At 63.8% G+C, this 23,834-nt stretch carries 16 protein-coding genes and 3 rRNA genes; 5 read left to right on the plus strand and 14 right to left on the minus strand.

Annotated features, from left to right (window positions below):
• Positions 1–20: 20 nt before the first annotated feature.
• The 4 genes from ACV095_RS13005 to ACV095_RS13020 all read left to right on the plus strand — a co-directional run bounded on the left by ACV095_RS13005 (position 21) and on the right by ACV095_RS13020 (position 4,309).
• Positions 21–677 carry a GntR family transcriptional regulator gene (locus ACV095_RS13005; protein ID WP_018772015.1) on the plus strand — a complete coding sequence of 219 codons (657 nt, stop codon included), beginning with the start codon at positions 21–23 and terminating at the stop codon, positions 675–677.
• On the plus strand, positions 670–2,190 hold the full coding sequence (locus ACV095_RS13010) for an MmgE/PrpD family protein (protein WP_478222030.1): 1,521 nt from the start codon (positions 670–672) through the stop codon (positions 2,188–2,190). The genes ACV095_RS13005 and ACV095_RS13010 overlap by 8 nt, the downstream gene beginning before the upstream one ends.
• Positions 2,191–3,093: a methylisocitrate lyase gene (gene prpB, locus ACV095_RS13015; RefSeq protein WP_478222031.1), complete on the plus strand. Its 903-nt coding sequence runs from the start codon at positions 2,191–2,193 to the stop codon at positions 3,091–3,093.
• 76 nt (positions 3,094–3,169) lie between these two features.
• Positions 3,170–4,309 carry a bifunctional 2-methylcitrate synthase/citrate synthase gene (locus ACV095_RS13020; protein ID WP_018772012.1) on the plus strand — a complete coding sequence of 380 codons (1,140 nt, stop codon included), beginning with the start codon at positions 3,170–3,172 and terminating at the stop codon, positions 4,307–4,309.
• Positions 4,310–4,381: 72 nt separating this feature from the next.
• Here ACV095_RS13020 and ACV095_RS13025 read toward each other — a convergent pair whose 3' ends face one another.
• Positions 4,382–4,864: an 8-oxo-dGTP diphosphatase gene (locus tag ACV095_RS13025; protein WP_056389691.1), complete on the minus strand. Its 483-nt coding sequence runs from the start codon at positions 4,862–4,864 to the stop codon at positions 4,382–4,384.
• Between the two features lie 75 nt (positions 4,865–4,939).
• Here ACV095_RS13025 and ACV095_RS13030 point away from each other — a divergent pair, with 75 nt between their 5' ends.
• Entirely contained in the window at positions 4,940–5,629 is a 690-nt protein-coding gene (locus tag ACV095_RS13030; RefSeq protein WP_224084414.1) for a hypothetical protein, read from the plus strand.
• A 47-nt stretch (positions 5,630–5,676) separates the two neighbouring features.
• On the opposite strand, the gene xerD is transcribed toward ACV095_RS13030, so the two are convergent.
• The 13 genes from xerD to tyrS form a co-directional block, all read right to left on the minus strand.
• A complete protein-coding gene (xerD, locus tag ACV095_RS13035; RefSeq protein ID WP_056389686.1) occupies positions 5,677–6,690 on the minus strand; it encodes a site-specific tyrosine recombinase XerD in 1,014 nt (337 codons plus the stop codon).
• Positions 6,690–7,349 carry an NUDIX domain-containing protein gene (locus ACV095_RS13040; RefSeq protein ID WP_018772008.1) on the minus strand — a complete coding sequence of 220 codons (660 nt, stop codon included), beginning with the start codon at positions 7,347–7,349 and terminating at the stop codon, positions 6,690–6,692. Before ACV095_RS13040 ends, xerD begins: the two co-directional genes overlap by 1 nt.
• Before the next feature lie 27 nt (positions 7,350–7,376).
• The gene (locus tag ACV095_RS13045) at positions 7,377–9,182 is read right to left on the minus strand and encodes a CTP synthase (protein ID WP_142073639.1); all 1,806 of its coding nucleotides are present in this window, start codon (positions 9,180–9,182) and stop codon (positions 7,377–7,379) included.
• 28 nt (positions 9,183–9,210) lie between these two features.
• Positions 9,211–10,950 carry a DNA repair protein RecN gene (gene recN / locus ACV095_RS13050; RefSeq protein ID WP_478222032.1) on the minus strand — a complete coding sequence of 580 codons (1,740 nt, stop codon included), beginning with the start codon at positions 10,948–10,950 and terminating at the stop codon, positions 9,211–9,213.
• Positions 10,951–10,954: 4 nt separating this feature from the next.
• Positions 10,955–11,980 carry an NAD kinase gene (locus ACV095_RS13055; protein WP_018772005.1) on the minus strand — a complete coding sequence of 342 codons (1,026 nt, stop codon included), beginning with the start codon at positions 11,978–11,980 and terminating at the stop codon, positions 10,955–10,957.
• Positions 11,981–11,993: 13 nt separating this feature from the next.
• Positions 11,994–12,809 carry a TlyA family RNA methyltransferase gene (locus tag ACV095_RS13060; protein ID WP_478222033.1) on the minus strand — a complete coding sequence of 272 codons (816 nt, stop codon included), beginning with the start codon at positions 12,807–12,809 and terminating at the stop codon, positions 11,994–11,996.
• Entirely contained in the window at positions 12,809–13,120 is a 312-nt protein-coding gene (locus ACV095_RS13065; RefSeq protein ID WP_478222034.1) for a hypothetical protein, read from the minus strand. Before ACV095_RS13065 ends, ACV095_RS13060 begins: the two co-directional genes overlap by 1 nt.
• A gap of 9 nt (positions 13,121–13,129) precedes the next feature.
• Positions 13,130–14,119, minus strand: a complete 990-nt coding sequence (locus ACV095_RS13070) for an HAD-IIA family hydrolase (protein WP_478222035.1) — start codon at positions 14,117–14,119, stop codon at positions 13,130–13,132.
• A gap of 5 nt (positions 14,120–14,124) precedes the next feature.
• Positions 14,125–15,972 (minus strand): tetratricopeptide repeat protein, encoded by a 1,848-nt coding sequence (locus tag ACV095_RS13075; protein ID WP_478222036.1) that lies wholly within the window; start codon positions 15,970–15,972, stop codon positions 14,125–14,127.
• 539 nt (positions 15,973–16,511) lie between these two features.
• A 5S ribosomal RNA gene (gene rrf, locus ACV095_RS13080) occupies positions 16,512–16,628 on the minus strand.
• Between the two features lie 172 nt (positions 16,629–16,800).
• Positions 16,801–19,930 (minus strand): 23S ribosomal RNA (locus tag ACV095_RS13085).
• A gap of 539 nt (positions 19,931–20,469) precedes the next feature.
• Positions 20,470–21,992, minus strand: a 16S ribosomal RNA gene (locus ACV095_RS13090).
• Together the 16S, 23S and 5S rRNA genes form the textbook arrangement of a ribosomal RNA operon.
• Before the next feature lie 496 nt (positions 21,993–22,488).
• On the minus strand, positions 22,489–23,802 hold the full coding sequence (tyrS, locus tag ACV095_RS13095; protein ID WP_478222037.1) for a tyrosine--tRNA ligase: 1,314 nt from the start codon (positions 23,800–23,802) through the stop codon (positions 22,489–22,491).
• Positions 23,803–23,834 lie beyond the last annotated feature (32 nt).

Here is a 23,834-nt window from a genome sequence, read left to right on the forward strand (position 1 = left end):
AGCCGAGGAAGGAGACGAGCATGCGCGCCAGCGACAAGGCCTATGCCGCCCTGCGCGATGACATCATCGAATGGCGTCTGGCGCCGGGTACGGTCCTTGCCGAGGTGGAACAGTCCGAGCGTCTGGGCGTCTCGCGCACACCGCTGCGGGAAGCCTTGGGGCGCCTTACGGCGGAAGGCCTCACGACGGCAGGCGGCCGCGGCGTCGTCGTCACCGACATCTCGCTTGAGGACATTGACGAACTGTTCGAACTCCGCGAAACCCTTGAGGGCAGGGCGGCGGCACTGGCTGCGCGGCGCGGCGAGGCTGCGACGTTCGAGCGCCTGCAGCGCGAACTGCTCGAGGCTCCCGCATTGATTGGCGGTGACGAGCCGGCCCTGCATGACTACTACGAACTGGTGGGCCGGCTGGACACAGCAATCGACGCCGCCATCTCCAACTCCTACCTGGCCCAGGCCATGCGCAGCCTGCGCGTTCACCTGGTCCGGATCCGCCGGCTTGCCGCCGACGATGCCTGCCGGCTCACTGCCGCAGCCGCCGAGCATGCCGCCATCGCGGAGGCGATCGCGGCCGGCAACCCCAGGCTCGCCGAGGCGGCCACCATCGTCCACCTGCACCGAAGCCTCTCCCACGTCAAAGCAACCCACGCATCCCACCCGAAGGAGCACCATGGTTAAGGAACACCACGTCCGCGTCTATAAAAGCGAAGAAAACCTGCCCCGCGAGGACCAGCTGGCCTACAAAATCGCCCAGGTCGCCGCGGACCCGGTGGCTGTGTCTGACGACGTGACCGCTATGGTGATCAACCGCGTCATCGACAACGCCTCGGTGGCGATCGCTTCCCTGAACCGCGCGCCGATCGTCGCCGCCCGTGCCCAGGCGCTCACCCACGGCCCCAGCACCGGCGGCAAGGGGTCCAAGGTCTTCGGCATCGAGGACCGCGTGTCCCCGGAGTGGGCAGCCTGGGCCAATGGGGTGGCTGTCCGGGAACTGGACTACCACGACACCTTCCTCGCGGCCGACTACTCCCACCCCGGGGACAACATCCCGCCGATCCTCGCCGTCGCCCAGCACGTTGGCGCCACCGGCCACGACCTGATCCGGGGCATCGCCACCGGGTACGAGATTCAGGTCAACCTGGTCAAGGCCATCTGCCTGCACAAGCACAAGATCGACCACGTGGCCCACCTCGGCCCCTCGGCCGCGGCCGGGATCGGCACCCTGCTTGGCCTCGATGTGGAGACCATCTTCCAGTCAGTGGGCCAGGCGCTGCACACCACCACCGCCACCCGGCAGTCCCGCAAGGGCGAGATCTCCACCTGGAAGGCCCACGCCCCGGCCTTTGCCGGCAAGATGGCCATCGAATCAGCGGACCGGGCCATGCGCGGCCAGACCTCCCCCGTGCCCATCTACGAAGGCGAAGACGGCGTCATCGCCTGGATGCTCGATGGCCCGGACGCCTCCTACATGGTCCCGCTTCCCACCCCGGGTGAAGTCAAGCGTGCCATCCTGGACACCTACACCAAGGAACATTCCGCGGAGTACCAGGCCCAGGCGTGGATCGACCTTGCCCGCAAGCTGCACGGGGAACACCCCGAGGTCACCGATCCGGCCAACGTCGAGTCAGTGCTGATCAAGACCAGCCACCACACGCACTACGTGATCGGCTCCGGCGCCAACGACCCCCAGAAATACAGCCCCACCGCGTCCAGGGAAACCCTGGACCACTCCATCCCGTACATCTTCACCGTGGCCCTGCAGGACGGGGCCTGGCACCACGTGGACTCCTACGCACCGCAGCGCGCCGCCCGTCCGGACACCGTGGAACTGTGGCACAAAGTCAGCACGGTGGAAGATCCCGAATGGACCCGCCGCTACCACTCCCTGGACATCGCAGAGAAGGCTTTCGGCGGCTCGGTGGAGATCACGCTCAAGGACGGCACCGTCATCACCGACCAGATCGCCGTTGCCGACGCCCACCCGCTCGGCGCCCGCCCCTTCGCCCGGGAACAGTACATCAACAAGTTCCGCACCCTCGCCGCCGGGCTCGTGGAGGAGGCTGAGATCGAAAGGTTCCTCACCGCCGTCGAACGCCTCCCACAGCTCGCCGCCGGTGAGCTGGACCAGCTGAACATCACCGCCGCTCCCGGCGTCATCGACCTCGCGGCGGCACCGAAGGGACTGTTCTAGATGCTGTACTCAAAGACCACCCCGGAACAGAAGCGGGTCCGCTTCCGGGAACTGCTGGCCTCCGGGACCATCCAGCAGTTCCCCGGCGCGTTCAACCCGCTCTCCGCCCGGCTGATCGAGGAAAAGGGCTTCGCCGGGGTGTACATCTCCGGCGCCGTCCTCGCCAACGACCTCGGCCTGCCGGACATCGGCCTGACCACCCTGACCGAGGTAGCCGCCCGTGCCGGGCAGATCGCCCGCATGACGGACCTGCCCTCGATCGTTGACGCGGACACCGGCTTCGGGGAGCCCATGAACGTGGCACGCACCGTCCAGGAACTCGAGAACGCAGGCCTGGCCGGCTGCCATATCGAGGACCAGTTCAACCCCAAGCGCTGCGGCCACCTCGACGGCAAGAACGTGGTGGACCAGGACACCGCCACCAAACGCATCAGGGCCGCGGCCGACGCCCGGCGGGACCCGAACTTCCTGATCATGGCCCGCACCGACATCCGCGCCACCGAGGGGCTGGAAGCCGCACAGCAGCGCGCCAAAGCCCTCGTCGAAGCCGGCGCCGACGCAATTTTCCCCGAAGCCATGAAGGACCTGGGCGAGTTCAAGGCCATCCGCGACGCGGTGGACGTGCCGATCCTGGCCAACATGACCGAGTTCGGCAAGAGCGACCTCTTCACCGTGGATGAACTGGCCGGCGTCGGCGTCAACATGGTGATCTATCCGGTGACGCTGCTCCGTAGTGCCATGGGGGCTGCTGAGCGTACTCTGGAATCGATCAAATCCGACGGCACCCAGGAGGCGCAGGTTCCAAACATGCTGACCCGTGCCCGGCTCTACGACCTCGTTGACTACGAGGCCTACAACCGCTTCGACACCGGCGTGTTCAATTTCCAGGTTCCCGGAACATGACACCCGGCACCTGACACCCAATCGGAAGGCCGGCCTCCGCCGGACGAACAGGCTTTAGGAACAAAGGAGTTTCAGCATGGCTGAAAATGAGATCAAAAAAGGCCTTGCCGGCGTGGTGGTGGACTACACCGCCGTTTCCAAGGTCAATCCGGACACCAACTCCCTGCTCTACCGCGGCTACCCTGTCCAGGAACTGGCAGCGCGGTGCAGCTTCGAGGAAGTGGCGTACCTGCTGTGGAACGGTGAACTGCCCACCAAGGACCAGCTTGCCGAGTTCAGCGCGAAGGAACGCGCCGGCCGCGCCCTCGATCCGGTGGTGAAGCAGGTGATCGATACCCTTCCGGTCACTTCGCACCCGATGGACGTCTGCAGGACTGCTGCTTCCGTTATGGGGGCACGGCATCCCCTGACCGGGGATTCCTCCCGGGAAGCCAACATGGCCAAGGCCGTGGACCTGTTCGCCGCCATGCCCGCGGTGGTGGCCTACGACCAGCGCCGCCGCCACGGGCAGGATGTGGTGGAGCCCCGCGAAGACCTTGGCTACTCGGCCAACTTCCTGTGGATGGCCTTCGGCGAGGAGCAGGTGCCGGAGGTGGTGGATGCCTTCAACGTCTCGATGATTCTTTACGCCGAGCACTCCTTCAACGCCTCCACATTCACCGCCCGTGTGATCACCTCGACGCTCTCGGACCTGCATTCAGCCGTGACCGGTGCCATCGGCGCCCTCAAGGGTCCGCTGCACGGCGGCGCCAACGAAGCCGTCATGCACACCTTCGACGAGATCGGCATCCGGCAGGAGGAGTCCCTGGAGGAAGCAGCGGCCCGGGCCAAGGCATGGATGGAAGACGCCCTGGCGCAGAAGAAGAAGGTGATGGGCTTCGGCCACCGTGTCTACAAGCACGGCGACTCCCGGGTCCCCACCATGAAAGCCGCACTGGACAAGATGATCGCCCACTACGGCCGGCCGGAACTGCTGGGGCTGTACAACGGGCTCGAGCAGGCCATGGACGAAGCCAAGGCCATCAAGCCGAACCTCGACTACCCGGCCGGGCCCACGTACCACCTGATGGGCTTTGATACGCCCACATTCACTCCCCTGTTCGTGGCCAGCCGGATCACAGGCTGGACCGCCCACATCATGGAGCAACTGGACGCGAACTCCCTGATCAGGCCGCTGAGCGAGTACATCGGTCCGGAGGAGCGGCACCTCCCCTGACTCCTGGCAGGAACGTCCGACGGCGGCCCGGCACCCAGGTGCCCGGGCCGCCGTCGGCCGTTAATTGCCTGCTCAGTCCAGCAGGCTCTCGGATGAGGCGACTGATTCGTTGTCTGTGTGCATAGTGACCACCACGTTGATCCTTCGGCCTTCCAGAACCACCGGGAGCCAGTGGTCGGCGTCCTGCCACATGCGGTCCACGGGCAGCGTATCCACCCGGAACCACTCGGGCAGGATCTCGTCGCTGGGTGCCGGCTCGCCCTGCCAGGTCCGGGCGGTAAAGAGGGTGGTCCGCATATTCCATTCCGGGCGGGCCGGAAAGACGAATTGGACCGATCCGGCGTCCGCCAGGTCCTCAACCCGCAGCACCACACCGGTCTCTTCCAGGACCTCCCGGATGACGGCCTGCGCGTCCGACTCCCCCGGTTCCACGTGGCCGCCGATGCCCACGATCTTGCCCCTGCCGAACCCGGTCTGTTTCAGCCCGAGGAGTACCTCGGGGCCGCCCGGCCCGTCACGGAGCAGGAAGCAAAGGGTCACAGAGGCTGTGGTCATGCCTTCAAGCCTATGGGGTCCGGGAGTTGTCATCGGGGAAGCGCCAAGGGACGCCGGATATGCCAAGCTCTAGGTGTGACTCCCGAAACAGGACACGGAATACGGCCCGCCAGGATTTCGGCCATTGACACCCGCCTGCCGGGGTGGCTGGTGCGCAACCCATTGTATTGGGGCTGGGCCTGGGCCTGTGTCTGGACAGCGCTCATCCTTGCAGATGAGTTCGTGAACCTGGCTGGTTGGACGTGGTACCTGCTGGTGGCAGCAGCGGCCCTGCCCACGCTGCTCAGCACCCTGGCCGTTCTCCACGTGACTCCCCGGCAGCAGGTGAAAGCCGCCCGGGAGTCGGTTTTGGGCCTGTTCTTCGTGCGGTTCCTGGCACTTGTTGCGGCCTTCATGGTCTGGGCCATCTCGGTGGTGTTGAGTGCGTCCATCTCAACCACTGTCCAAGCGGTGGCGGGAGACTCAGAGCGCGAGGTGACGGCTCTGGGATTCACCCTGATGGCGGCCCTGGTGCCGCTGGTGGTAGCCGTCCTATGGTTGGCGTTTGTCGCCCGGTGCGCCTGGTTCCTTCGGAGGCTTCGCGGCTGGCGGCAGGTGCCCGCGCTCTCCCGCGTACCGAAATCCTTCCTCCGCGGCCGGCCACGGCTGCGGAGGGTGGTGATCGGCCTGGCACATCCCGGGCTGATGTTGGTCGCCTGCATGGGAACTTCTGTGCTGGCTTTCCTGCTGGGGCCCGTGGAACTGACCATCGAGGCCATGTTCTAGCTGTCCGCGCGACCCTGGCGGCCGGACGTGCCCTGCCTGGCGGAACGTCAGCCCAGCGCGCGGGGATGAGCGGCCGCGTAGATTTCCCGGAGCGTATCAGCCGTGACCAGCGTGTACACCTGGGTTGTGGTTACCGATGCGTGGCCCAAAAGTTCCTGCACCACCCTGACGTCCGCGCCGCCTTCAAGCAGGTGGGTGGCGAAGGAGTGCCGCAGCGTGTGCGGTGAGACGTCCCGGGTGATGTTGGCCTTCTCCGCCGCCGCCTTGAGGATGGTCCAGGCGCTCTGCCGGCTGATCCGGCCGCCGCGGGCATTCAGGAACAGCGCAGGCGTGCCCTTGCCCTTGGCAGCAAGCAGCGGCCGGCCGCGGACCAGATAGGCATCCAGCGCCCGGGCCCCGTAGGAGCCCAGCGGCACCAGCCGCTCCTTCGACCCCTTGCCGAACAGCCGGACAATGGCAGGCCCGGATTCCGGCCCGGCAAGGGAGATGTCATCAACGTCCAGTCCCACCGCTTCGCTGATCCTGGCTCCCGTGGAGTAAAGGAATTCAAGCAGGGCGCGGTCCCGCAGTCCGGCGGCCGTATCCGTTCCTGCCGCCTCCAGGATGCGGGTCACTTCGTCAACGCTGATGGCCTTGGGCAGCCGTTTACCTGCCATGGGTGGGTGGACGTCGCGGGCTGGATCGGCCGGCGTATAACCTTCGAGAGCCCAGAACTTGTGCAGGCCACGGACCGCCACCACCGTCCGGGCCGCGGACCGGACCCCCAGGGTGGAACCGCCGTCGGAACCGTCCGACAGGGCGCGGACGTAACCCGTGACGTGGTGCCGGGTGATGTCCTCCGGCCGGCCGCAGCCGGCTGCGGCAACATACCGGGCGTAGCGGGCCAGGTCCCGGCGGTAGGCTGCCAAGGTATTCGCTGCCAGTCCCCGTTCCACACCCATGTGCTGGAGGTAGTCGGTAATTGCACGGTCGATGGCGGAAGGTACAGGTGCCGGGGCAGCGGCAGCCTCCGCCGGGCCCGGTTCGACCGCCGGCGCTGCTTCAGCCGAAGGAGGCGCCATCAGCGCTGGCTGGGGTGGGCGGGCCAGGGGGCGTCGGCGGGGCGGAGGCCTTCATAGTCGTTGGCGCGGGCGGCAGCGGCAGCCAGGATCCCGACGACGGCGGACGGGTTGTGCAGGCGTCCGGCCAGGACGGACGCCACGGCATCATCCAGGCCGATCCAGTGGAACTCGATCTCCGCCTCCTCGTCCGTCCGTTCGTGGCGTTCGTGGTGCGGCACTTCGGTGAGGTCACGGGCCAGGTAGATACGGATGGCCTCGCTGGAGGATCCCGGGGAATTGAAGACATCCGCCAGGACGTTCCAGGTCCCGGCAGCAAGGTCCGCTTCCTCGGCCAGTTCGCGCGCCGCCCCCACCACGAAGTCTTCGCCTTCAACATCCAGCAGGCCCGCCGGAACCTCCCAGAGGTCCATGCCCACGGGGTGCCGGTACTGCTTCAACAGCAGGACCTGGCCCTCGGCGTTCATGGGCAGGACGGCTACGGCGCCGGGATGGTCGATGTAATCGCGGGTGAGGGCGTCCCCGGAGTCCGAGAGCTGGAAGGTGTCGCTGACGACATCCCAGATCCTGCCCTGGTAGACCTTCTCCGTAGACAAAAGACGGCGCGGGCTTGGTGCATCCGAAACCTGTTTGGCAGGGGTGGCTTCAGGTGTACCAGGCATCGCGCCGTCCTTTGTGTGTTCTATCGACTACTTAGCGGTAACGGTACCCGATGCCGCATGTTCGCCGGCCGGGGGCACAGCCGTGTCGGCAACGCCCTCCTGGCCTGCACCCTGGCCGCCCGCGTTCCGGTGGCCTGCGTTCTGGTGGTCAAGTGCAGCCTTGACCAGGCCGGCGAACAGCGGGTGCGGGCGGGTGGGCCGCGAGCTCAGCTCGGGGTGGGCCTGCGTGGCCACGTAGTACGGGTGCACGTCGGCGGGCAGCTCAACGAATTCCACCAGCTTGCCGTCCGGGGAAGTGCCGGAGAAGACCAGGCCCTTGTCCGCGATCTGCTGGCGGTACTTGTTGTTCACCTCGTAGCGGTGCCGGTGGCGTTCGCTCACGGTGGTCTTGCCGTAGGTTCCGGCGATGACCGAGCCTTCATCCAGTTTGGCTTCGTACAGTCCAAGGCGCATGGTGCCGCCCAGGTCGCCGCGGCCTTCCACGTACTCCAGCTGCTCCTCCATGGTGGCGATCACCGGGTACTTGGAGTCCGGCTCGAATTCGCTGGAGGAGGCACCCTCCAGGCCCACCACGTTGCGGGCGTACTCGATCACCATGCACTGCAGGCCGAGGCACAGGCCCAGCACGGGCAGCTTGGTTTCGCGGGCAAACTTCAGGGCGCCGAGCTTGCCTTCGAGTCCACGGATGCCGAAGCCGCCGGGAACGCAGATGGCGTCCACGCCGTCGAGGGCCTTGATGGCGCCTTCGCGGGTCTCGCATTCGTCCGACGGGACCCAGCGGATCTTGACCTTGGCCTCGTTGGCGAAGCCGCCGGCACGCAGCGCTTCGGTGACCGAGAGGTAGGCGTCAGGCAGGTCGATGTACTTGCCCACCAGGGCAATCTCGACGTGGTGCTTGGGGTTGTGGACGGCTTCAAGCAGCTTGTCCCAGCTGGTCCAGTCAACGTCCTTGAAGGGCAGGTCAAGGGCCCGGACGATGTAGGAGTCAAGGCCCTGTCCGTGCAGGGTCTTGGGGATGTCGTAGATGCTGGGGGCGTCCGCGGCGTTCACCACGGCGTCGATGTCGACGTCGCACATGCGGCCGATCTTCTCCCGCATGGCCTCCGGCACTTCACGGTCCGAACGGATCACGATCGCCTCGGGCTGGATGCCGATGGACCGCAGCGCGGCCACGGAGTGCTGGGTGGGCTTGGTCTTCAGCTCCTGCGAGGGGCCAATGTACGGCACCAGGGAGACGTGCAGGAAGAACACGTTTCCGCGGCCGATGTCCTGGCGGACCTGGCGGGCCGATTCGAGGAACGGCTGGGATTCGATGTCGCCAACGGTGCCGCCGATTTCGGTGATGATGACGTCCGGGGCGTTCTTGCCCTCGGCGGGCAAACGCATGCGGCGCTTGATCTCATCCGTGATGTGCGGGATGACCTGGACGGTGTCCCCCAGGTACTCGCCGCGGCGTTCCTTGGCAATCACCGTGGAGTACACCTGGCCGGTGGTGACGTTCGCGGACCCCTCGAGGTTTTCATCAAGGAAGCGCTCGTAGTGCCCGATGTCCAGGTCCGTTTCGGCGCCGTCGTCTGTGACGAAGACCTCGCCGTGCTGGAAGGGGTTCATTGTGCCCGGATCCACGTTCAGGTAGGGATCGAGCTTCTGCATTGTCACGGACAGGCCGCGTGCCCGGAGCAGGTGACCAAGGCTGGACGCCGTCAGTCCCTTACCAAGCGAGGACGCCACACCGCCGGTGACAAAGATGTGCTTCGTCGTCTTGGAGGAGCCCGGGAACCGGGAATTTACACGGGAATTTGATCGCTGCACCACGGAATTCGAGCCTATCATCAATTCGTCCGTCCCGTGGTTGTCCCTGTCAGGCCCGCTGGGGCAGGAGCTTGGCGTCATCCAGCAGTTCCTGGGCGTGGGCCTGCGCGGTTTCGGAGTCTTCCTGGCCGGCCAGCATCCGGGCGAGCTCACGGACCCGCTCCGGACCGTCGAGGAGGCGGACGTCACTGGAGGTGAACCCGGTGGCGGTGCCGCCGTCGGCTCCCCTGACGGAAGTCTTGGTGACGGTGATGTGCTGGTCCGCGAACGCTGCCACCTGCGGCAGGTGCGTGACCACCAGCACCTGCACGTGGCGTGCCAGCATGGCCAGGCGGCGGCCGATCTCGACGGCGGCGCGGCCGCCCACGCCGGCGTCCACCTCGTCGAAGACGAAGGTGGGGACGGGATCGACGGCGGCAAGCACCACTTCGATGGCCAGCATGACGCGGGACAGCTCACCGCCGGACGCCCCCTTGCCCAGCGGCCGGGCCGGGGCGCCCGAATGCGGCCGCAGCAGGAAGCTGATGTCGTCCGCGCCGTGCGGGCCCAGCTGACCGGTCGGCTCGAGGTTGATCACCAGCGTGGCATCGGCCATGGCCAGGGCCTTGAGCTCCGCACTGACGCGGCCGGACAGGTCCTTTGCGGCCTTGGCGCGGATCTTGCTGATGCCCGCTGCCTGCTTCTTCAGCTCCGCCTCGGCGCGGACCACCTCAGCGTCCAGGGCCTCGATGCGGGACGAGTCGTCCTGGAGCTCGTCGAAGCGGACGCGCGCCTGCTCCGCCCACTCCAGCACCTCGTCGATGGTGGGGGCGTATTTCCGGACCAGTTTGGCCAGCGCAGCGCGCCGGTCCTCGATCTCGGCCAGCCGCTCCGGGCCCTCGGAGTCCAGGCTGGCCTGGTAGCTGGCCAGCTCGGCGGCGATGTCAGTAAGCAGGAAGCCCACCTCGGCCAGCCGGGCGGCTGCGGAGCCCAGCTGCGCATCGTGCTCGGACACGTGCTCCAGGGTCCGCTTGGCGGAGTCCACCAATGTGGTGGCGTCACCGGCTTCACCAAAGTCCTCGGCAATGAGTGCCTGGTGGGCGGTGCTCGCGGCGATCCGCAGTTCCTCCACGTTGGCAAGCTTCACGGCCTCGGCCTTCAGGAGCTCATCCTCCCCCGGCTGCGGATCCACCTCGTCAATCTCGGCAAGGGCAGCCTCCAGGGATTCAGCTTCGCGGAGCCTGTCGCGGGCGGCGCTGCGGAGGTTGTCCAGCTCGGCCTGGCTGGACTTCCACCGGCCATACAGCTCCTGGTAGGCGGCCAGTGGACCGGCCAGGTTGTCGCCGGCGAACTTGTCCAGGGCTTCACGCTGCGCCGTGGCGCTCTTGAGCCGGATCTGGTCCGACTGTCCGTGCACCACCACCAGGGTCTCGCCGATCTCAGCCAGTACGCCCACAGGTGCAGCACGGCCGCCCAGGAAGGCACGGCTGCGTCCATCCGCACCAAGGCGCCGGGCCAGGATCAGCTCTGCGCCGCCGTCGAACTCTTCCGCCTCGGCACCGGCGTCCAGGGCACGCGCAATGGCCGGGTGGCCGGCGTCGAGCTTCAGGACTGCTTCAGCGGTAGCACTCTTGGCGCCGCTGCGGACGGCCCCGGCATCCGAACGGGCGCCCAGCAGCAGGCCAACGGCGGTGACCACCATGGTCTTGCCGGCGCCGGTTTCGCCGGTTACGACGCTCAGTCCAGGGCCGAGCGGAAGCGTTGCGTCGGTGATGACGCCCAGATCGCGGATTCTCAGTTCTTCAAGCATGGATTCACTTTGCAGTCGACGGATCGGGATCGCTGTCGGAGTTCTCCACATGCGGCACGGGCAGCGGCGGCATGGGCCGCGGCGTCCGCACAATGGGGATGGGGCCGGTGTGCACGGCGTCGGACTTGGGTACCGGCCCGCGCCAGCCGTGGATAGGCAGCTCGAACTTGCGGACCAGCCGGGCGGAGAACGGCGTCTGGTGGGTGCGGGCCAGCCGGACAGGAGTGGCGGACTTGGTCACTTCCACGCGGGCTCCCGGCGGCAGGTCCACCGAGCGCCGTCCGTCGCACCACAACACGCCCTGGGCGTCGGTCCGGCCCAGCACCTCCACTGCAAGCTTCGACCTGGGCGACACCACCAGGGGCTTGGCGAAGAGTGCATGGGCGCTGATGGGCACAATGACCAGGGCCTCCACCTCCGGCCAGACCACCGGACCGCCCGCCGAGAACGCGTAGGCCGTGGATCCGGTGGGGGTGGCCAGCACGATGCCGTCTGAGCCGAAGGACGTCAGCGGGCGCTCGTCCACCTCGGTCACGACTTCGAGCATGCGTTCGCGGTTGGCCTTCTCGATGGCGGCCTCGTTTAAAGCCCAGGTGTGCCAAATCTTCTGGCCGCGGACCCAGACCTGGACATCGATGGTCATCCGCTCTTCAACCGTGTACTCGCGGCTGGCAACCCACTCCACGGTCTGGGCAAGGTCCGCCCGCTCGCTTTCGGCCAGGAAGCCCACGTGGCCCAGGTTGACGCCCAGCAGCGGCACATCCACCTCACGGACCAGTTCGGCGGCCCGCAGGATGGTGCCGTCACCGCCAAGGACCATGACGAGTTCCACATCGGGCAGCTGGACGTGGTCGTGGAGGACCTCCACCGGCTGGGCCAGGTGCCCAAAGAACCTTTCCATGTCCCCCAGTTCGGACTCCTGCATCACGGGGACCATGCCGGAGGCGTGCAGCAGGGCGCAGGCTTCCCAGGCGGCTTTCAGTGATTCCTCGCGGCCGGTGTGGGCAAGGACCAGTACACGCCTGCTCATCAGGTTCCGCTCTCTAGTGGTTAGGCCAGATTTGTCCGAGCAACGCAGCGGCTGCTGCCTCTCGCTCTTCGATCTTAGGCAAGTCTTTGCTGATCCTGCGTTTTATCCACAGGAAGTATTCGACGTTTCCGTCCTGCCCCGGCAGCGGACTGGCCGCCAGCCCGCAAAGGTCCAGGCCGGCGTCGAGCGCTGCCCCGGCCACCTTCTCCACGGCCATCCGCCGCTCACGCTCCGAGTTGACCACGCCGGTGCGGCCCAGGCGGTCCTTGCCGATCTCGAACTGGGGCTTGACCATCAGCACCAGGTCGCCGCCGGGTTCGGTGCAGCCGGCCAGTGGCTGGACCACGAGGGTGAGGGAAATAAAGGACAGGTCGGCGACGGTCAGCGCTGCCGGGCCGCCAATGTCTTCCGGAGCCATGTACCTGACGTTCATGCCTTCATGGACGTCCACGCGGGGGTCGTCGCGGAGGTGCGGCACCAGCTGGCCGTGTCCGACGTCGACAGCCACCACGTGCGCGGCACCCCGCCGAAGCAGGACATCGGTAAAGCCCCCGGTGGAGGCGCCGGCGTCCAGGCACCTCTTGCCCGCCACCGAAACTTGGGGGAAGGCGTCGAGGGCCCCGGCCAGCTTATGGCCCGCGCGGCTGGCGTAGCTGTCCTGGTCATCGTGTTCGACGGCGAGGTCCCGGCTGTCATCAACCTGGAGGGAGGCCTTGGCGAGGACCTGGCCACCGGAGCTGACCTTGCCTTCGGCGATGAGCGTCGCGGCATGGGTGCGCGACCTCGCCAGCCCGCGTGCCACCAGTGCCTGGTCGAGGCGAACCGGCATCAGGCTGCACCCCCGGCGGGACCGGGCAGTGTGGAGCCGGTCCCGGTGGGGGCGGTCTCTGCGGGATCAGCACTTGCGGGATCGGCGTCTGCGGGATCGGTGCCTGCGGGATCGGCGTTGAGGGCGGCCAGCAGTTCATCGTGGAGGTCGTCGTAGACGGTCCCGTGGTCCGGGACAGGGAGCCCGGGCATGTCGAAAAGCCTGGCTACGGCCTGCGCAACCTGCGGATCGGTGAGGTCCATCCCACCTGGCTGCGGCCACTCCGGGGCCGGCTGGGCTGTCGCGTCGTCCGGTTCGGTCAGCTCAGTCATTCAACCAGTCTAGTGATCCAGCCACACCAGCTTGGGCGCCTTCGGGGCTGCGGCGTCCGGCGTCGCCGCCCACCAGGCCGCACATGCGGCCCGCCAGGAGTCGAGCTGGTCCTGGCTGCCAATGATGCCCACGGCTCCGTTGGCCACGCGCGCGGTTGACTGGCCGCACGTATACGTGCCGTCGTCGTGCGTCACTTCGGGGTACGGGCGGTGCAGGCCGGCCAGGTTTTCGATGATGTAGTTGGGCCGTTCCGCAGACCTCGCGGCCAGAATGGTTTCGCGCGTGTCGACGCCGGTCAGGACAGCAACGGTGGCAAAGCCGGCGTTGTTGCCGCCCAGGATGTCCGTGTCCAGCCGGTCGCCGACCACCAGGGGACGCTCGGCCCCGAGGCGCTTGGCTGCCGAATGGAACAGCGGAGCTTCGGGCTTTCCAGCAACCTTGGGCTGCTGCCCCGTGGCAGCAGTGACAGCGGCAACCAAGGTGCCATTTCCCGGGGCGATGCCACGCGCCTGGGGAATGGACATGTCCGTGTTGGTGGCCACCCAAAGCGCCCCGGCGGACACCACGTAGGTGGCCTCTGCCAGGTCCTTCCAGCCGATGGTTGGGCTGAAACCCTGGACGACCGCGACCGGATCCTCCGCCTGGCTGCCCACCGGCACCAGGCCCACCAGTTCAATTTCGCGGGCAAGCGCCGTGCTGCCCGTGATGAGGATCCTGGACCCTGGTGGAAGCAGCGAGGCCAGGAGCTCGGCTGCCGCCTGCGAGGAACTGACCACCTGGTTGTCCTCGGCGGGGGCACCAAGCTCACGGAGATGCGCGGCCACCTCCGCCGGCGAGCGGGAGGCGTTGTTCGTCACATAGCCCAGGCCGATACCCAGGCCGGAGAGCTGCTGCAGTGAATCCACAGCTCCGGGAATGGCGTGGGGCCCGGCATAGACCACGCCGTCCAGGTCGGCGAGCAGTGCATCGAAGCGGGAAACCAGTGAAATGTCACTCATGCTTGTCAGTCTTCCCGGCGTTCTTCATCATGCTGGGTGGCACCGCTGTCCTCCGCTTCGGCATCACCGGCAGCTTCGGAATCCAGCTCGTCCCGTTCCACCGAGTCCTGGTCCGATTCGGCGTCGTCGGAGACGAAGTAGTCGGCGTCCTGGTCGTCCAGGTTGCTGTCCTGGGCTGCTTCCGCTTCGGTAGCGCGGGTGCTTTCAGCTTCGGCGTCTGCGTCACCGGCGGTGGGGGTTTCAGCGGGAGCTTCGGTTTCGGCGGCGCCGGAGGCACGCTCCAGCAGCCGGCGTCGCTCAGCCTCTTCCCGTGCCTCTTCTTCCTCGTCCCAGCCGAGGTCGATGATTTCGGGTTCCTGGTCCGCACCCTGGCCCAGCGCGTTTTCTGCCACGACCGCCTGGCGGTTCCACTTTTCCGACTCTTCCTGGCGTCCCACCGCTGCAAGTGCATCGGCGTAGGCACGGAAGAGTCGCGGGCTGTAGGAGAAGGCACGGTTGATGTCCAGTTGCGGGATCTCCAGTTCCGCTACTGCCGCGTCCAGCTGGCCCAGATCGGTCCGTGCACCGGCTGCCACGATTGCCAGTTCCACCTTGCCGGGCGCGTCAAGGTCCCGTGCTTCCTCCGAGCGGGCAACATCGAGGGCACGGTCGGGGCGCCCCAGGCCACGCTCGCAGTCGGCCATCACGGGGAGGTGCACGTTGGAACCACTGATCCGGCGAAAGGTGCGGAACTCGCGGAGTGCCTCACCATAATGGCCGGCAGCATAGGCCGTCAGGCCAACGGCCTCGCGGACGGCTGCGAGCCGTCCGCCACGACGACTGGCGGCGAGGGCGTGCTGGAAGGCAAGCTCGGGCTCGTCGTCGATAAGGCGGCCGGCCATCACCAAGTGACGGGCAACCCACTCCGCGCTCTTGGGCTCAAGGGTCTTGATCTGGTGGTGCGTGGCGCGGTCCAGTTCCTTGCCCGTGACGTCCTCATCGATCTCGGGTGAGCGTTCCCGGTCAGGGCGGTTGGCGCTGCGAAGGTCTGCGGCGTTGGGCACGCGGACAGGGCGCTCCTCCTGGCGGTCGCGGCCAAAGCCGCGGGGGCCGGAGCCGCCACGACCTGATTCGGCCCGGGAGTCGCCGCGGTCGAAGCTGCGCGGTGCGCGATCCTGCCTGTCACCAAACGGCTTGCGGTTCTCGCCACCGAAGCCGCGGCGGTCGCCTTCGCCTTCGCGGCGCGGACGGTCACCGAAAGGCTTCCGGTCACGGTCACCACCGCCAAAGCTGCGGCGGTCGCCCTCACCGTCACGGCGCGGACGGTCACCAAAGGGCTTACGATCACGGTCGCCGAAAGGCTTCCGGTCACGGTCCCCGAAAGGCTTCCGGTCACGGTCCCCGAAAGGCTTCCGGTCACCGCCACCAGTACCACCGGTGAAACCACGACGGTCACCCTCACCGTCACGGCGCGGACGGTCACCAAACGGCTTACGATCACGGTCGCCGAAAGGCTTCCGGTCGCGGTCACCCTCACCGTCACGGCGCGGACGGTCACCAAACGGCTTACGATCACGGTCACCAAACGGCTTACGATCACGATCACCGAAAGGCTTCCGCTCACCGCCACCAGTACCACCGGTGAAACCGCGACGGTCACCCTCGCCGTCGCGGCGGGGACGGTCACCAAACGGCTTACGATCACGATCACCGAAAGGCTTCCGCTCACCGCCGGCCCCGGAACCGCCGCGGGAGGGGCTGTTGCCGTCGCGGTCGGAGCGGGACCGGAATCCGCGGGGATCCCCGCCGGAGTTGTTGTTGCCGCGGAACGCGCCGCGGTCGTTGCCGCGGTTGCCCCCGTTGTGCTCGGCCATATGGATTCCTCCTGTTGTGAGCCGACCACTGGCGCAACTGCAGCCGCTCGTTTCGTTTCCTACGCAACCCGAAATCAAGCGCTTCGAAGTCCGTACATCTTCATCAATTCTAGTGGAGCCGCAAAATCCCAAGGGACAGCGGGCTCCTTGGGAGCGGTATCGTGGCCATCTTCACAGGCGACGCCCCATCACATCCTGCCCGTTTCCGCGGGATGCGCCATCACATCCTGTGGGTTTTCGAGGGATGCGCCATCATATCCGGCCCGTTCGCCGGCCACGTCTCATCACTTCGTGAGAGTCTTCTGTCGTGGCACGGGGCCTGGTGTCGCGTTACCGGTGGGGGAGGAAAGCTGATGTCGCGTCACCCATAACCGCACAGGACGTGGTGTCGCGTCTGCGGTGAGGGGACGAAAGCTGATGGCGCGTCACGGGGCCTAGGTGCGGGATCGCGTTGTGGTGTTGGTGGGTTAAATACTTTGGTGTTGGTGGGTTAAATGTGGGAGGCCCCAACCTGGTGGTTGGGGCCTCGACCAATGTGTGTCCGGCGGTGACCTACTCTCCCACACCCTCCCGGGTGCAGTACCATCGGCGCTGTGGGTCTTAGCTTCCGGGTTCGGAATGGGACCGGGCGTTTCCCCCACGCTATGACCGCCGTAACCCTTGTACCCGCCCGCCCGTGTTTTTTCGGGGGTGGGAAGTCTGGTGGTTACAACATTGTGGTGTTGTTCTTCAGTTGTGTTGGTTCCGTGCCGTGACAACCCCGCGTGTTGGGGGGTTGTTGGTTGGGAACCACATAGTGGACGCAAGCAGAGTTTTGTATGTATCTGTGTGGTGTAAGTTGTTGGCCTATTAGTACCGGTCAGCTTCACGAGTCGTTAGTCCTCGCTTCCACATCCGGCCTATCAACCCAGTGGTCTGGCTGGGGGCCTCTCACACCCGAGGGTGTATGGAAATCTCATCTCGAAGCGAGCTTCCCGCTTAGATGCTTTCAGCGGTTATCCCATCCGAACGTAGCTAATCAGCGGTGCACTTGGCAGTACAACTGACACACCAGAGGTTCGTCCGTCCCGGTCCTCTCGTACTAAGGACAGCCCTTCTCAAATTTCCTGCGCGCGCAGCGGATAGGGACCGAACTGTCTCACGACGTTCTAAACCCAGCTCGCGTACCGCTTTAATGGGCGAACAGCCCAACCCTTGGGACCTACTCCAGCCCCAGGATGCGACGAGCCGACATCGAGGTGCCAAACCATGCCGTCGATATGGACTCTTGGGCAAGATCAGCCTGTTATCCCCGAGGTACCTTTTATCCGTTGAGCGACGGCCATTCCACAATGTACCGCCGGATCACTAGTCCCGACTTTCGTCCCTGCTCGAGATGTCTCTCTCACAGTCAAGCTCCCTTGTGCACTTACACTCGACACCTGATTGCCAACCAGGCTGAGGGAACCTTTGGGCGCCTCCGTTACTTTTTAGGAGGCAACCGCCCCAGTTAAACTACCCATCAGGCACTGTCCCTGACCCGGATTACGGGCCGAAGTTAGATGTCCAAAGTGACCAGAGTGGTATTTCAACGATGACTCCACCCGAACTGGCGTCCGGGCTTCAACGTCTCCCACCTATCCTACACAAGCCACTCCGAACACCAATACCAAACTATAGTAAAGGTCTCGGGGTCTTTCCGTCCTGCTGCGCGTAACGAGCATCTTTACTCGTACTGCAATTTCGCCGAGTTTATGGTTGAGACAGCGGGGAAGTCGTTACTCCATTCGTGCAGGTCGGAACTTACCCGACAAGGAATTTCGCTACCTTAGGATGGTTATAGTTACCACCGCCGTTTACTGGGGCTTAAATTCTCAGCTTCGCCTTGCGGCTAACCGGTCCTCTTAACCTTCCAGCACCGGGCAGGAGTCAGTCCGTATACATCGTCTTGCGACTTCGCACGGACCTGTGTTTTTAGTAAACAGTCGCTTCCCCCTGGTCTCTGCGGCCCCGATCCCCTCCACACCGCAAAGGGTGTATCAAGGTTGGGGCCCCCCTTCTCCCGAAGTTACGGGGGCATTTTGCCGAGTTCCTTAACCATAATTCTCTCGATCGCCTTGGTATTCTCTACCTGATCACCTGTGTCGGTTTGGGGTACGGGCGGCTAAAACCTCGCGTCGATGCTTTTCTCGGCAGCATAGGATCACCAAATCCCCCCAAACGGGGGTCCCATCAGATCTCAGGCACCATGAGTGGCGGATTTGCCTACCACTCGCCCTACATCCTTAGACCGGGACAACCATCGCCCGGCTCGGCTACCTTCCTGCGTCACACCTGTTAATACGCTTGCCTCCCGGGATCAGGTCCTGCGCTCCACCAAAACCCTCACACCACAAGGGCGCTCGGGCAGGCTTCGGGCAGTTAGTATCCCCCGCTCAGCATGGGCGGTTTTTCGCCGGTACGGGAATATCAACCCGTTGTCCATCGACTACGCCTGTCGGCCTCGCCTTAGGTCCCGACTTACCCAGGGCAGATTAGCTTGACCCTGGAACCCTTGATCATTCGGCGGACGGGTTTCTCACCCGTCTTTCGCTACTCATGCCTGCATTCTCACTCGTGTAGGCTCCACCGCTGGTTTACACCGCGACTTCACCGCCCACACGACGCTCCCCTACCCATCCACACGCCTGAACCACAAGGGCTTAGCTAAAATGTGAATGCCACAACTTCGGCGGTGTACTTGAGCCCCGCTACATTGTCGGCGCGGAATCACTTGACCAGTGAGCTATTACGCACTCTTTTAAGGGTGGCTGCTTCTAAGCCAACCTCCTGGTTGTCTGGGCAACTCCACATCCTTTCCCACTTAGCACACGCTTAGGGGCCTTAGTTGGTGGTCTGGGCTGTTTCCCTCTCGACTATGAAGCTTATCCCCCACAGTCTCACTGCTGCGCTCTCACTTACCGGCATTCGGAGTTTGGCTGACGTCAGTAACCTTGTAGGGCCCATTAGCCATCCAGTAGCTCTACCTCCAGCAAGAAACACGCAACGCTGCACCTAAATGCATTTCGGGGAGAACCAGCTATCACGAAGTTTGATTGGCCTTTCACCCCTACCCACAGCTCATCCCCTCCATTTTCAACTGAAGTGGGTTCGGTCCTCCACGACGTCTTACCGTCGCTTCAACCTGGCCATGGGTAGATCACTTCGCTTCGGGTCTAGATCACGCCACTCACACGCCCTATTCAGACTCGCTTTCGCTACGGCTGCCCCACACGGGTTAACCTCGCGACGTAACACTAACTCGCAGGCTCATTCTTCAAAAGGCACGCCGTCACCAGAATCAGACTGGCTCCGACGGATTGTAAGCACACGGTTTCAGGTACTGTTTCACTCCCCTCCCGGGGTACTTTTCACCTTTCCCTCACGGTACTGGTCCGCTATCGGTCATTAGGGAGTATTTAGGCTTATCAGGTGGTCCTGACAGATTCGCACGGGATTTCTCGGGCCCCGTACTACTTGGGATACTCTCACAGGCGGTACAAACACATTACGGTTACGGGACTAACACCCTCTCTGGCCGGCCTTTCAAAACCGTTCACCTATGCGCGCACATCACACCCCACCAGCCCGGCAGAACTGGTATGGAAAGTCCCACAACCCCGACCATGCAACGCCCGCCGGCTATCACACATGGAACGGTTTAGCCTGATCCGCGTTCGCTCGCCACTACTAACGGAATCACTATTGTTTTCTCTTCCTGCGGGTACTGAGATGTTTCACTTCCCCGCGTTCCCCCCACGCACCCTATGTGTTCAGGTACGGGTCACCGAGTCACTCGCGCGCTCGGCGGGGTTTCCCCATTCGGACACCCTGGGATCACAGTCCGGTTATCGACTCCCCCAGGCTTATCGCAGATTCCTACGTCCTTCTTCGGCTCCTAATGCCAAGGCATCCACCGTGTGCTCTTAAAAACTTGACCACAAAGATCAAAAACATTTCTCGAGAGAACCACAGAAACCAACCACACCCCAACACCCAAAGGGCATCAACAGCGCAGCCAGATCCAGGTTCATTAATCTTGGAAATTGCTTCTTATACAAGATGCTCGCGTCCACTATGTAGTTCTCAAACAACAACCCCACACCACACACCCCACACACCCAAACAGGCGCACAGAACGTCACGGCAGGGAAACCAGAAACAAACAAACCCGACAAGGAACCACCACGACCAAAGCCGCAGCAACCCCTCCCCGGCCCTGTTGCCTCAGGACCCAACAGTGTGCCAAACACTACCCAGCAACCCAAACCAGCCGCGTTCCAGAACACCCGCCCTCCCCCGAAGAGAAGAACAAAACATTCGTACTAACCACACCGGTCCGTGCCACCAGGCACCTATTTGTTGATATTCCACCCATGAGCACCCGCCACGGAACAATCGTCCATGCTGCGGGCTTGCTTCCTGACAACCCCCCACACCGGCATTCACCAGCACAGAAGAGTTGGAGGTGCTCCTTAGAAAGGAGGTGATCCAGCCGCACCTTCCGGTACGGCTACCTTGTTACGACTTAGTCCCAATCGCCAGTCCCACCTTCGACAGCTCCCTCCCACAAGGGGTTAGGCCACCGGCTTCGGGTGTTACCAACTTTCGTGACTTGACGGGCGGTGTGTACAAGGCCCGGGAACGTATTCACCGCAGCGTTGCTGATCTGCGATTACTAGCGACTCCGACTTCATGGGGTCGAGTTGCAGACCCCAATCCGAACTGAGACCGGCTTTTTGGGATTAGCTCCACCTCACAGTATCGCAACCCTTTGTACCGGCCATTGTAGCATGCGTGAAGCCCAAGACATAAGGGGCATGATGATTTGACGTCGTCCCCACCTTCCTCCGAGTTGACCCCGGCAGTCTCCTATGAGTCCCCACCATCACGTGCTGGCAACATAGAACGAGGGTTGCGCTCGTTGCGGGACTTAACCCAACATCTCACGACACGAGCTGACGACAACCATGCACCACCTGTAAACCAGCCCCAAAGGGGAAACCACATTTCTGCAGCGGTCCGGTTCATGTCAAGCCTTGGTAAGGTTCTTCGCGTTGCATCGAATTAATCCGCATGCTCCGCCGCTTGTGCGGGCCCCCGTCAATTCCTTTGAGTTTTAGCCTTGCGGCCGTACTCCCCAGGCGGGGCACTTAATGCGTTAGCTACGGCGCGGAAAACGTGGAATGTCCCCCACACCTAGTGCCCAACGTTTACGGCATGGACTACCAGGGTATCTAATCCTGTTCGCTCCCCATGCTTTCGCTCCTCAGCGTCAGTTAATGCCCAGAGACCTGCCTTCGCCATCGGTGTTCCTCCTGATATCTGCGCATTTCACCGCTACACCAGGAATTCCAGTCTCCCCTACATCACTCTAGTCTGCCCGTACCCACCGCAGATCCGGAGTTGAGCCCCGGACTTTCACGGCAGACGCGACAAACCGCCTACGAGCTCTTTACGCCCAATAATTCCGGATAACGCTTGCGCCCTACGTATTACCGCGGCTGCTGGCACGTAGTTAGCCGGCGCTTCTTCTGCAGGTACCGTCACTTACGCTTCTTCCCTACTGAAAGAGGTTTACAACCCGAAGGCCGTCATCCCTCACGCGGCGTCGCTGCATCAGGCTTTCGCCCATTGTGCAATATTCCCCACTGCTGCCTCCCGTAGGAGTCTGGGCCGTGTCTCAGTCCCAGTGTGGCCGGTCACCCTCTCAGGCCGGCTACCCGTCGTCGCCTTGGTAGGCCATTACCCCACCAACAAGCTGATAGGCCGCGAGTCCATCCAAAACCACAAAAGCTTTCCACCAACCACCATGCGATGGAAGGTCATATCCGGTATTAGACCCAGTTTCCCAGGCTTATCCCAGAGTCAAGGGCAGGTTACTCACGTGTTACTCACCCGTTCGCCACTAATCCACCAGCAAGCTGGCATCATCGTTCGACTTGCATGTGTTAAGCACGCCGCCAGCGTTCATCCTGAGCCAGGATCAAACTCTCCGTTGAAGTAAAACAAAAACAGACACAACCACAACCACCGGAAATAACGGCAGAAACAGCTGCACAAAATTTGAAACCAGCCAAAAACACCATGCACACCACGGGGTGGCGGCACAGCACAATCAACCAATTACATACATAATCGGTATCAACAAACTTGGCACACTATTGAGTTCTCAAACAACAGACACATTCGAATATTCCCGGAAACAATTCAAAAGAATTTCTTTTCCGTATTTCTTCGCTGCGATGTTTCCATCTTATTTCATTCATATTCACTTTCGCAAATCCGGATTTTCTTCCGGAATTCACTCGGTGGAATGAATCCGCCCAGCACAACGAGAAGCAATTTCTCCAATTCCACGCGGTGCGCGGCAAGAATTGCTTCTCATAAGTTGGGGGTTTGTCACCACTCAGCGGCGGCGACTCAGAAAACAATACACGCCCCCCAGCGGCCGTGCAAATCGGCCGCCGAAGGGCGTGCATACGGACCGTGAAGGTGCTAGGGAACCAGCACCTCAACAGTGGCCAGGTTCTTCTTGCCCCGGCGCAGGAGCAGGTACTGGCCGTGCAACAGTTCAGACTCGGAGATCACGGCCTCCGGATCGGACACCTTCTCGTTGTTCACGTAGGCACCTCCTTCACCAACGGTGCGCCGGGCGGCGGACTTGCTTTCCGATAGACCGGACGCCACCAGCAGGTCGACGATCCCCATCCCGTCCACCTGCACCGTGGCCGAAGGAAGTTCGGAGGTAGCCGCCTGGAGCGTTGCCTTGTCCAGGGCCGCCAGGTCGCCGTTGCCGAAAAGCGCCGCTGAAGCGGCGATGACTTTTTCGGTGGCGTCCACGCCGTGCACCAGTGAGGTCACTTCGAAGGCCAGCTTCCGCTGTCCTTCCCTGGCAAAGGGACGCTCGGCCACGGAAACCGCGATCTCTTCGATCTCGGCCCGGGTGAGGAACGTGAACACCTTGAGCCGGTCCACAACGTCGGCGTCGGCCGTGTTGAGCCAGAACTGGTAGAAGGCGTACGGGCTGCACATGCCCGCGTCCAGCCAGATGGCGTTGCCCTCGCTCTTGCCGAACTTGGTTCCGTCGGAGTTGGTGATGAGGGGAGTTCCCAGGGCGTGGACGCTCTTGCCCTCCACCTTGCGGATCAGGTCCGTACCGCTGGTGAGGTTGCCCCACTGGTCCGAACCACCGGTCTGCAGCACACAGCCGTAGTCGCGGTAGAGCTGCAGGTAGTCCATGCCCTGCAGGATCTGGTAACTGAACTCGGTGTAACTGATGCCCTCGTCGGAGTTCAGGCGGGATGCCACGGCGTCCTTGCGCAGCATCGTTCCAACCCTGAAGTGCTTGCCCACTTCACGCAGGAAGTCGATGGCGCTCAAGGGCGCCGTCCAGTCCAGGTTGTTTACGATCCTGGCAGCGTTCTCACCCTCGAAGCTGAGGAAGCGGCTGACCTGGGCCTGCAGGTAGCCCACCCACTCCGCCACCGTGTCCTTGGTGTTCAGGGTTCGTTCAGCGGTGGGGCGGGGATCGCCGATCATACCCGTGGAGCCGCCAACGAGTCCCAGTGGCTTGTGCCCGGCCAGCTGCAGCCGCCGCATGACCAGGAGCTGGACGAGGTTTCCCAGGTGCAGGCTCGGGGCGGTGGGGTCGAAGCCGCAATAGTATGTGACCGGCCCGTCGGCGAGGAGCTTCTCAAGCTCTGCTTCGTCGGTGGACACATGGACCAGCCCACGCCACTTCAGTTCCTGCCAAATGTTGGCGAAAGTGGGGTCGTTGCGCTGCGGTTCGAGGTTGTTCAGTTCTGGCACGCTTCCTAAGTTAGCAGTAACGCCCGGCGCCG

It is taken from the genome of Arthrobacter sp. JDC6 (genome assembly GCF_056484025.1).

Excerpts from the sequence above, each read along its gene's own strand:
- ACV095_RS13005 (WP_018772015.1), top strand. The coding sequence starts at position 21 with ATGCGCGCCAGCGACAAGGCCTATGCCGCCCTGCGCGATGACATCATC.
- ACV095_RS13010 (WP_478222030.1), top strand. The coding sequence starts at position 670 with ATGGTTAAGGAACACCACGTCCGCGTCTATAAAAGCGAAGAAAACCTG.
- prpB (WP_478222031.1), top strand. The coding sequence starts at position 2,191 with ATGCTGTACTCAAAGACCACCCCGGAACAGAAGCGGGTCCGCTTCCGG.
- ACV095_RS13020 (WP_018772012.1), top strand. The coding sequence starts at position 3,170 with ATGGCTGAAAATGAGATCAAAAAAGGCCTTGCCGGCGTGGTGGTGGAC.
- ACV095_RS13025 (WP_056389691.1), bottom strand. The coding sequence starts at position 4,864 with ATGACCACAGCCTCTGTGACCCTTTGCTTCCTGCTCCGTGACGGGCCG.
- xerD (WP_056389686.1), bottom strand. The coding sequence starts at position 6,690 with ATGGCGCCTCCTTCGGCTGAAGCAGCGCCGGCGGTCGAACCGGGCCCG.
- ACV095_RS13040 (WP_018772008.1), bottom strand. The coding sequence starts at position 7,349 with ATGCCTGGTACACCTGAAGCCACCCCTGCCAAACAGGTTTCGGATGCA.
- ACV095_RS13045 (WP_142073639.1), bottom strand. The coding sequence starts at position 9,182 with ATGATAGGCTCGAATTCCGTGGTGCAGCGATCAAATTCCCGTGTAAAT.
- recN (WP_478222032.1), bottom strand. The coding sequence starts at position 10,950 with ATGCTTGAAGAACTGAGAATCCGCGATCTGGGCGTCATCACCGACGCA.
- ACV095_RS13055 (WP_018772005.1), bottom strand. The coding sequence starts at position 11,980 with ATGAGCAGGCGTGTACTGGTCCTTGCCCACACCGGCCGCGAGGAATCA.
- ACV095_RS13060 (WP_478222033.1), bottom strand. The coding sequence starts at position 12,809 with ATGCCGGTTCGCCTCGACCAGGCACTGGTGGCACGCGGGCTGGCGAGG.
- ACV095_RS13065 (WP_478222034.1), bottom strand. The coding sequence starts at position 13,120 with ATGACTGAGCTGACCGAACCGGACGACGCGACAGCCCAGCCGGCCCCG.
- ACV095_RS13070 (WP_478222035.1), bottom strand. The coding sequence starts at position 14,119 with ATGAGTGACATTTCACTGGTTTCCCGCTTCGATGCACTGCTCGCCGAC.
- ACV095_RS13075 (WP_478222036.1), bottom strand. The coding sequence starts at position 15,972 with ATGGCCGAGCACAACGGGGGCAACCGCGGCAACGACCGCGGCGCGTTC.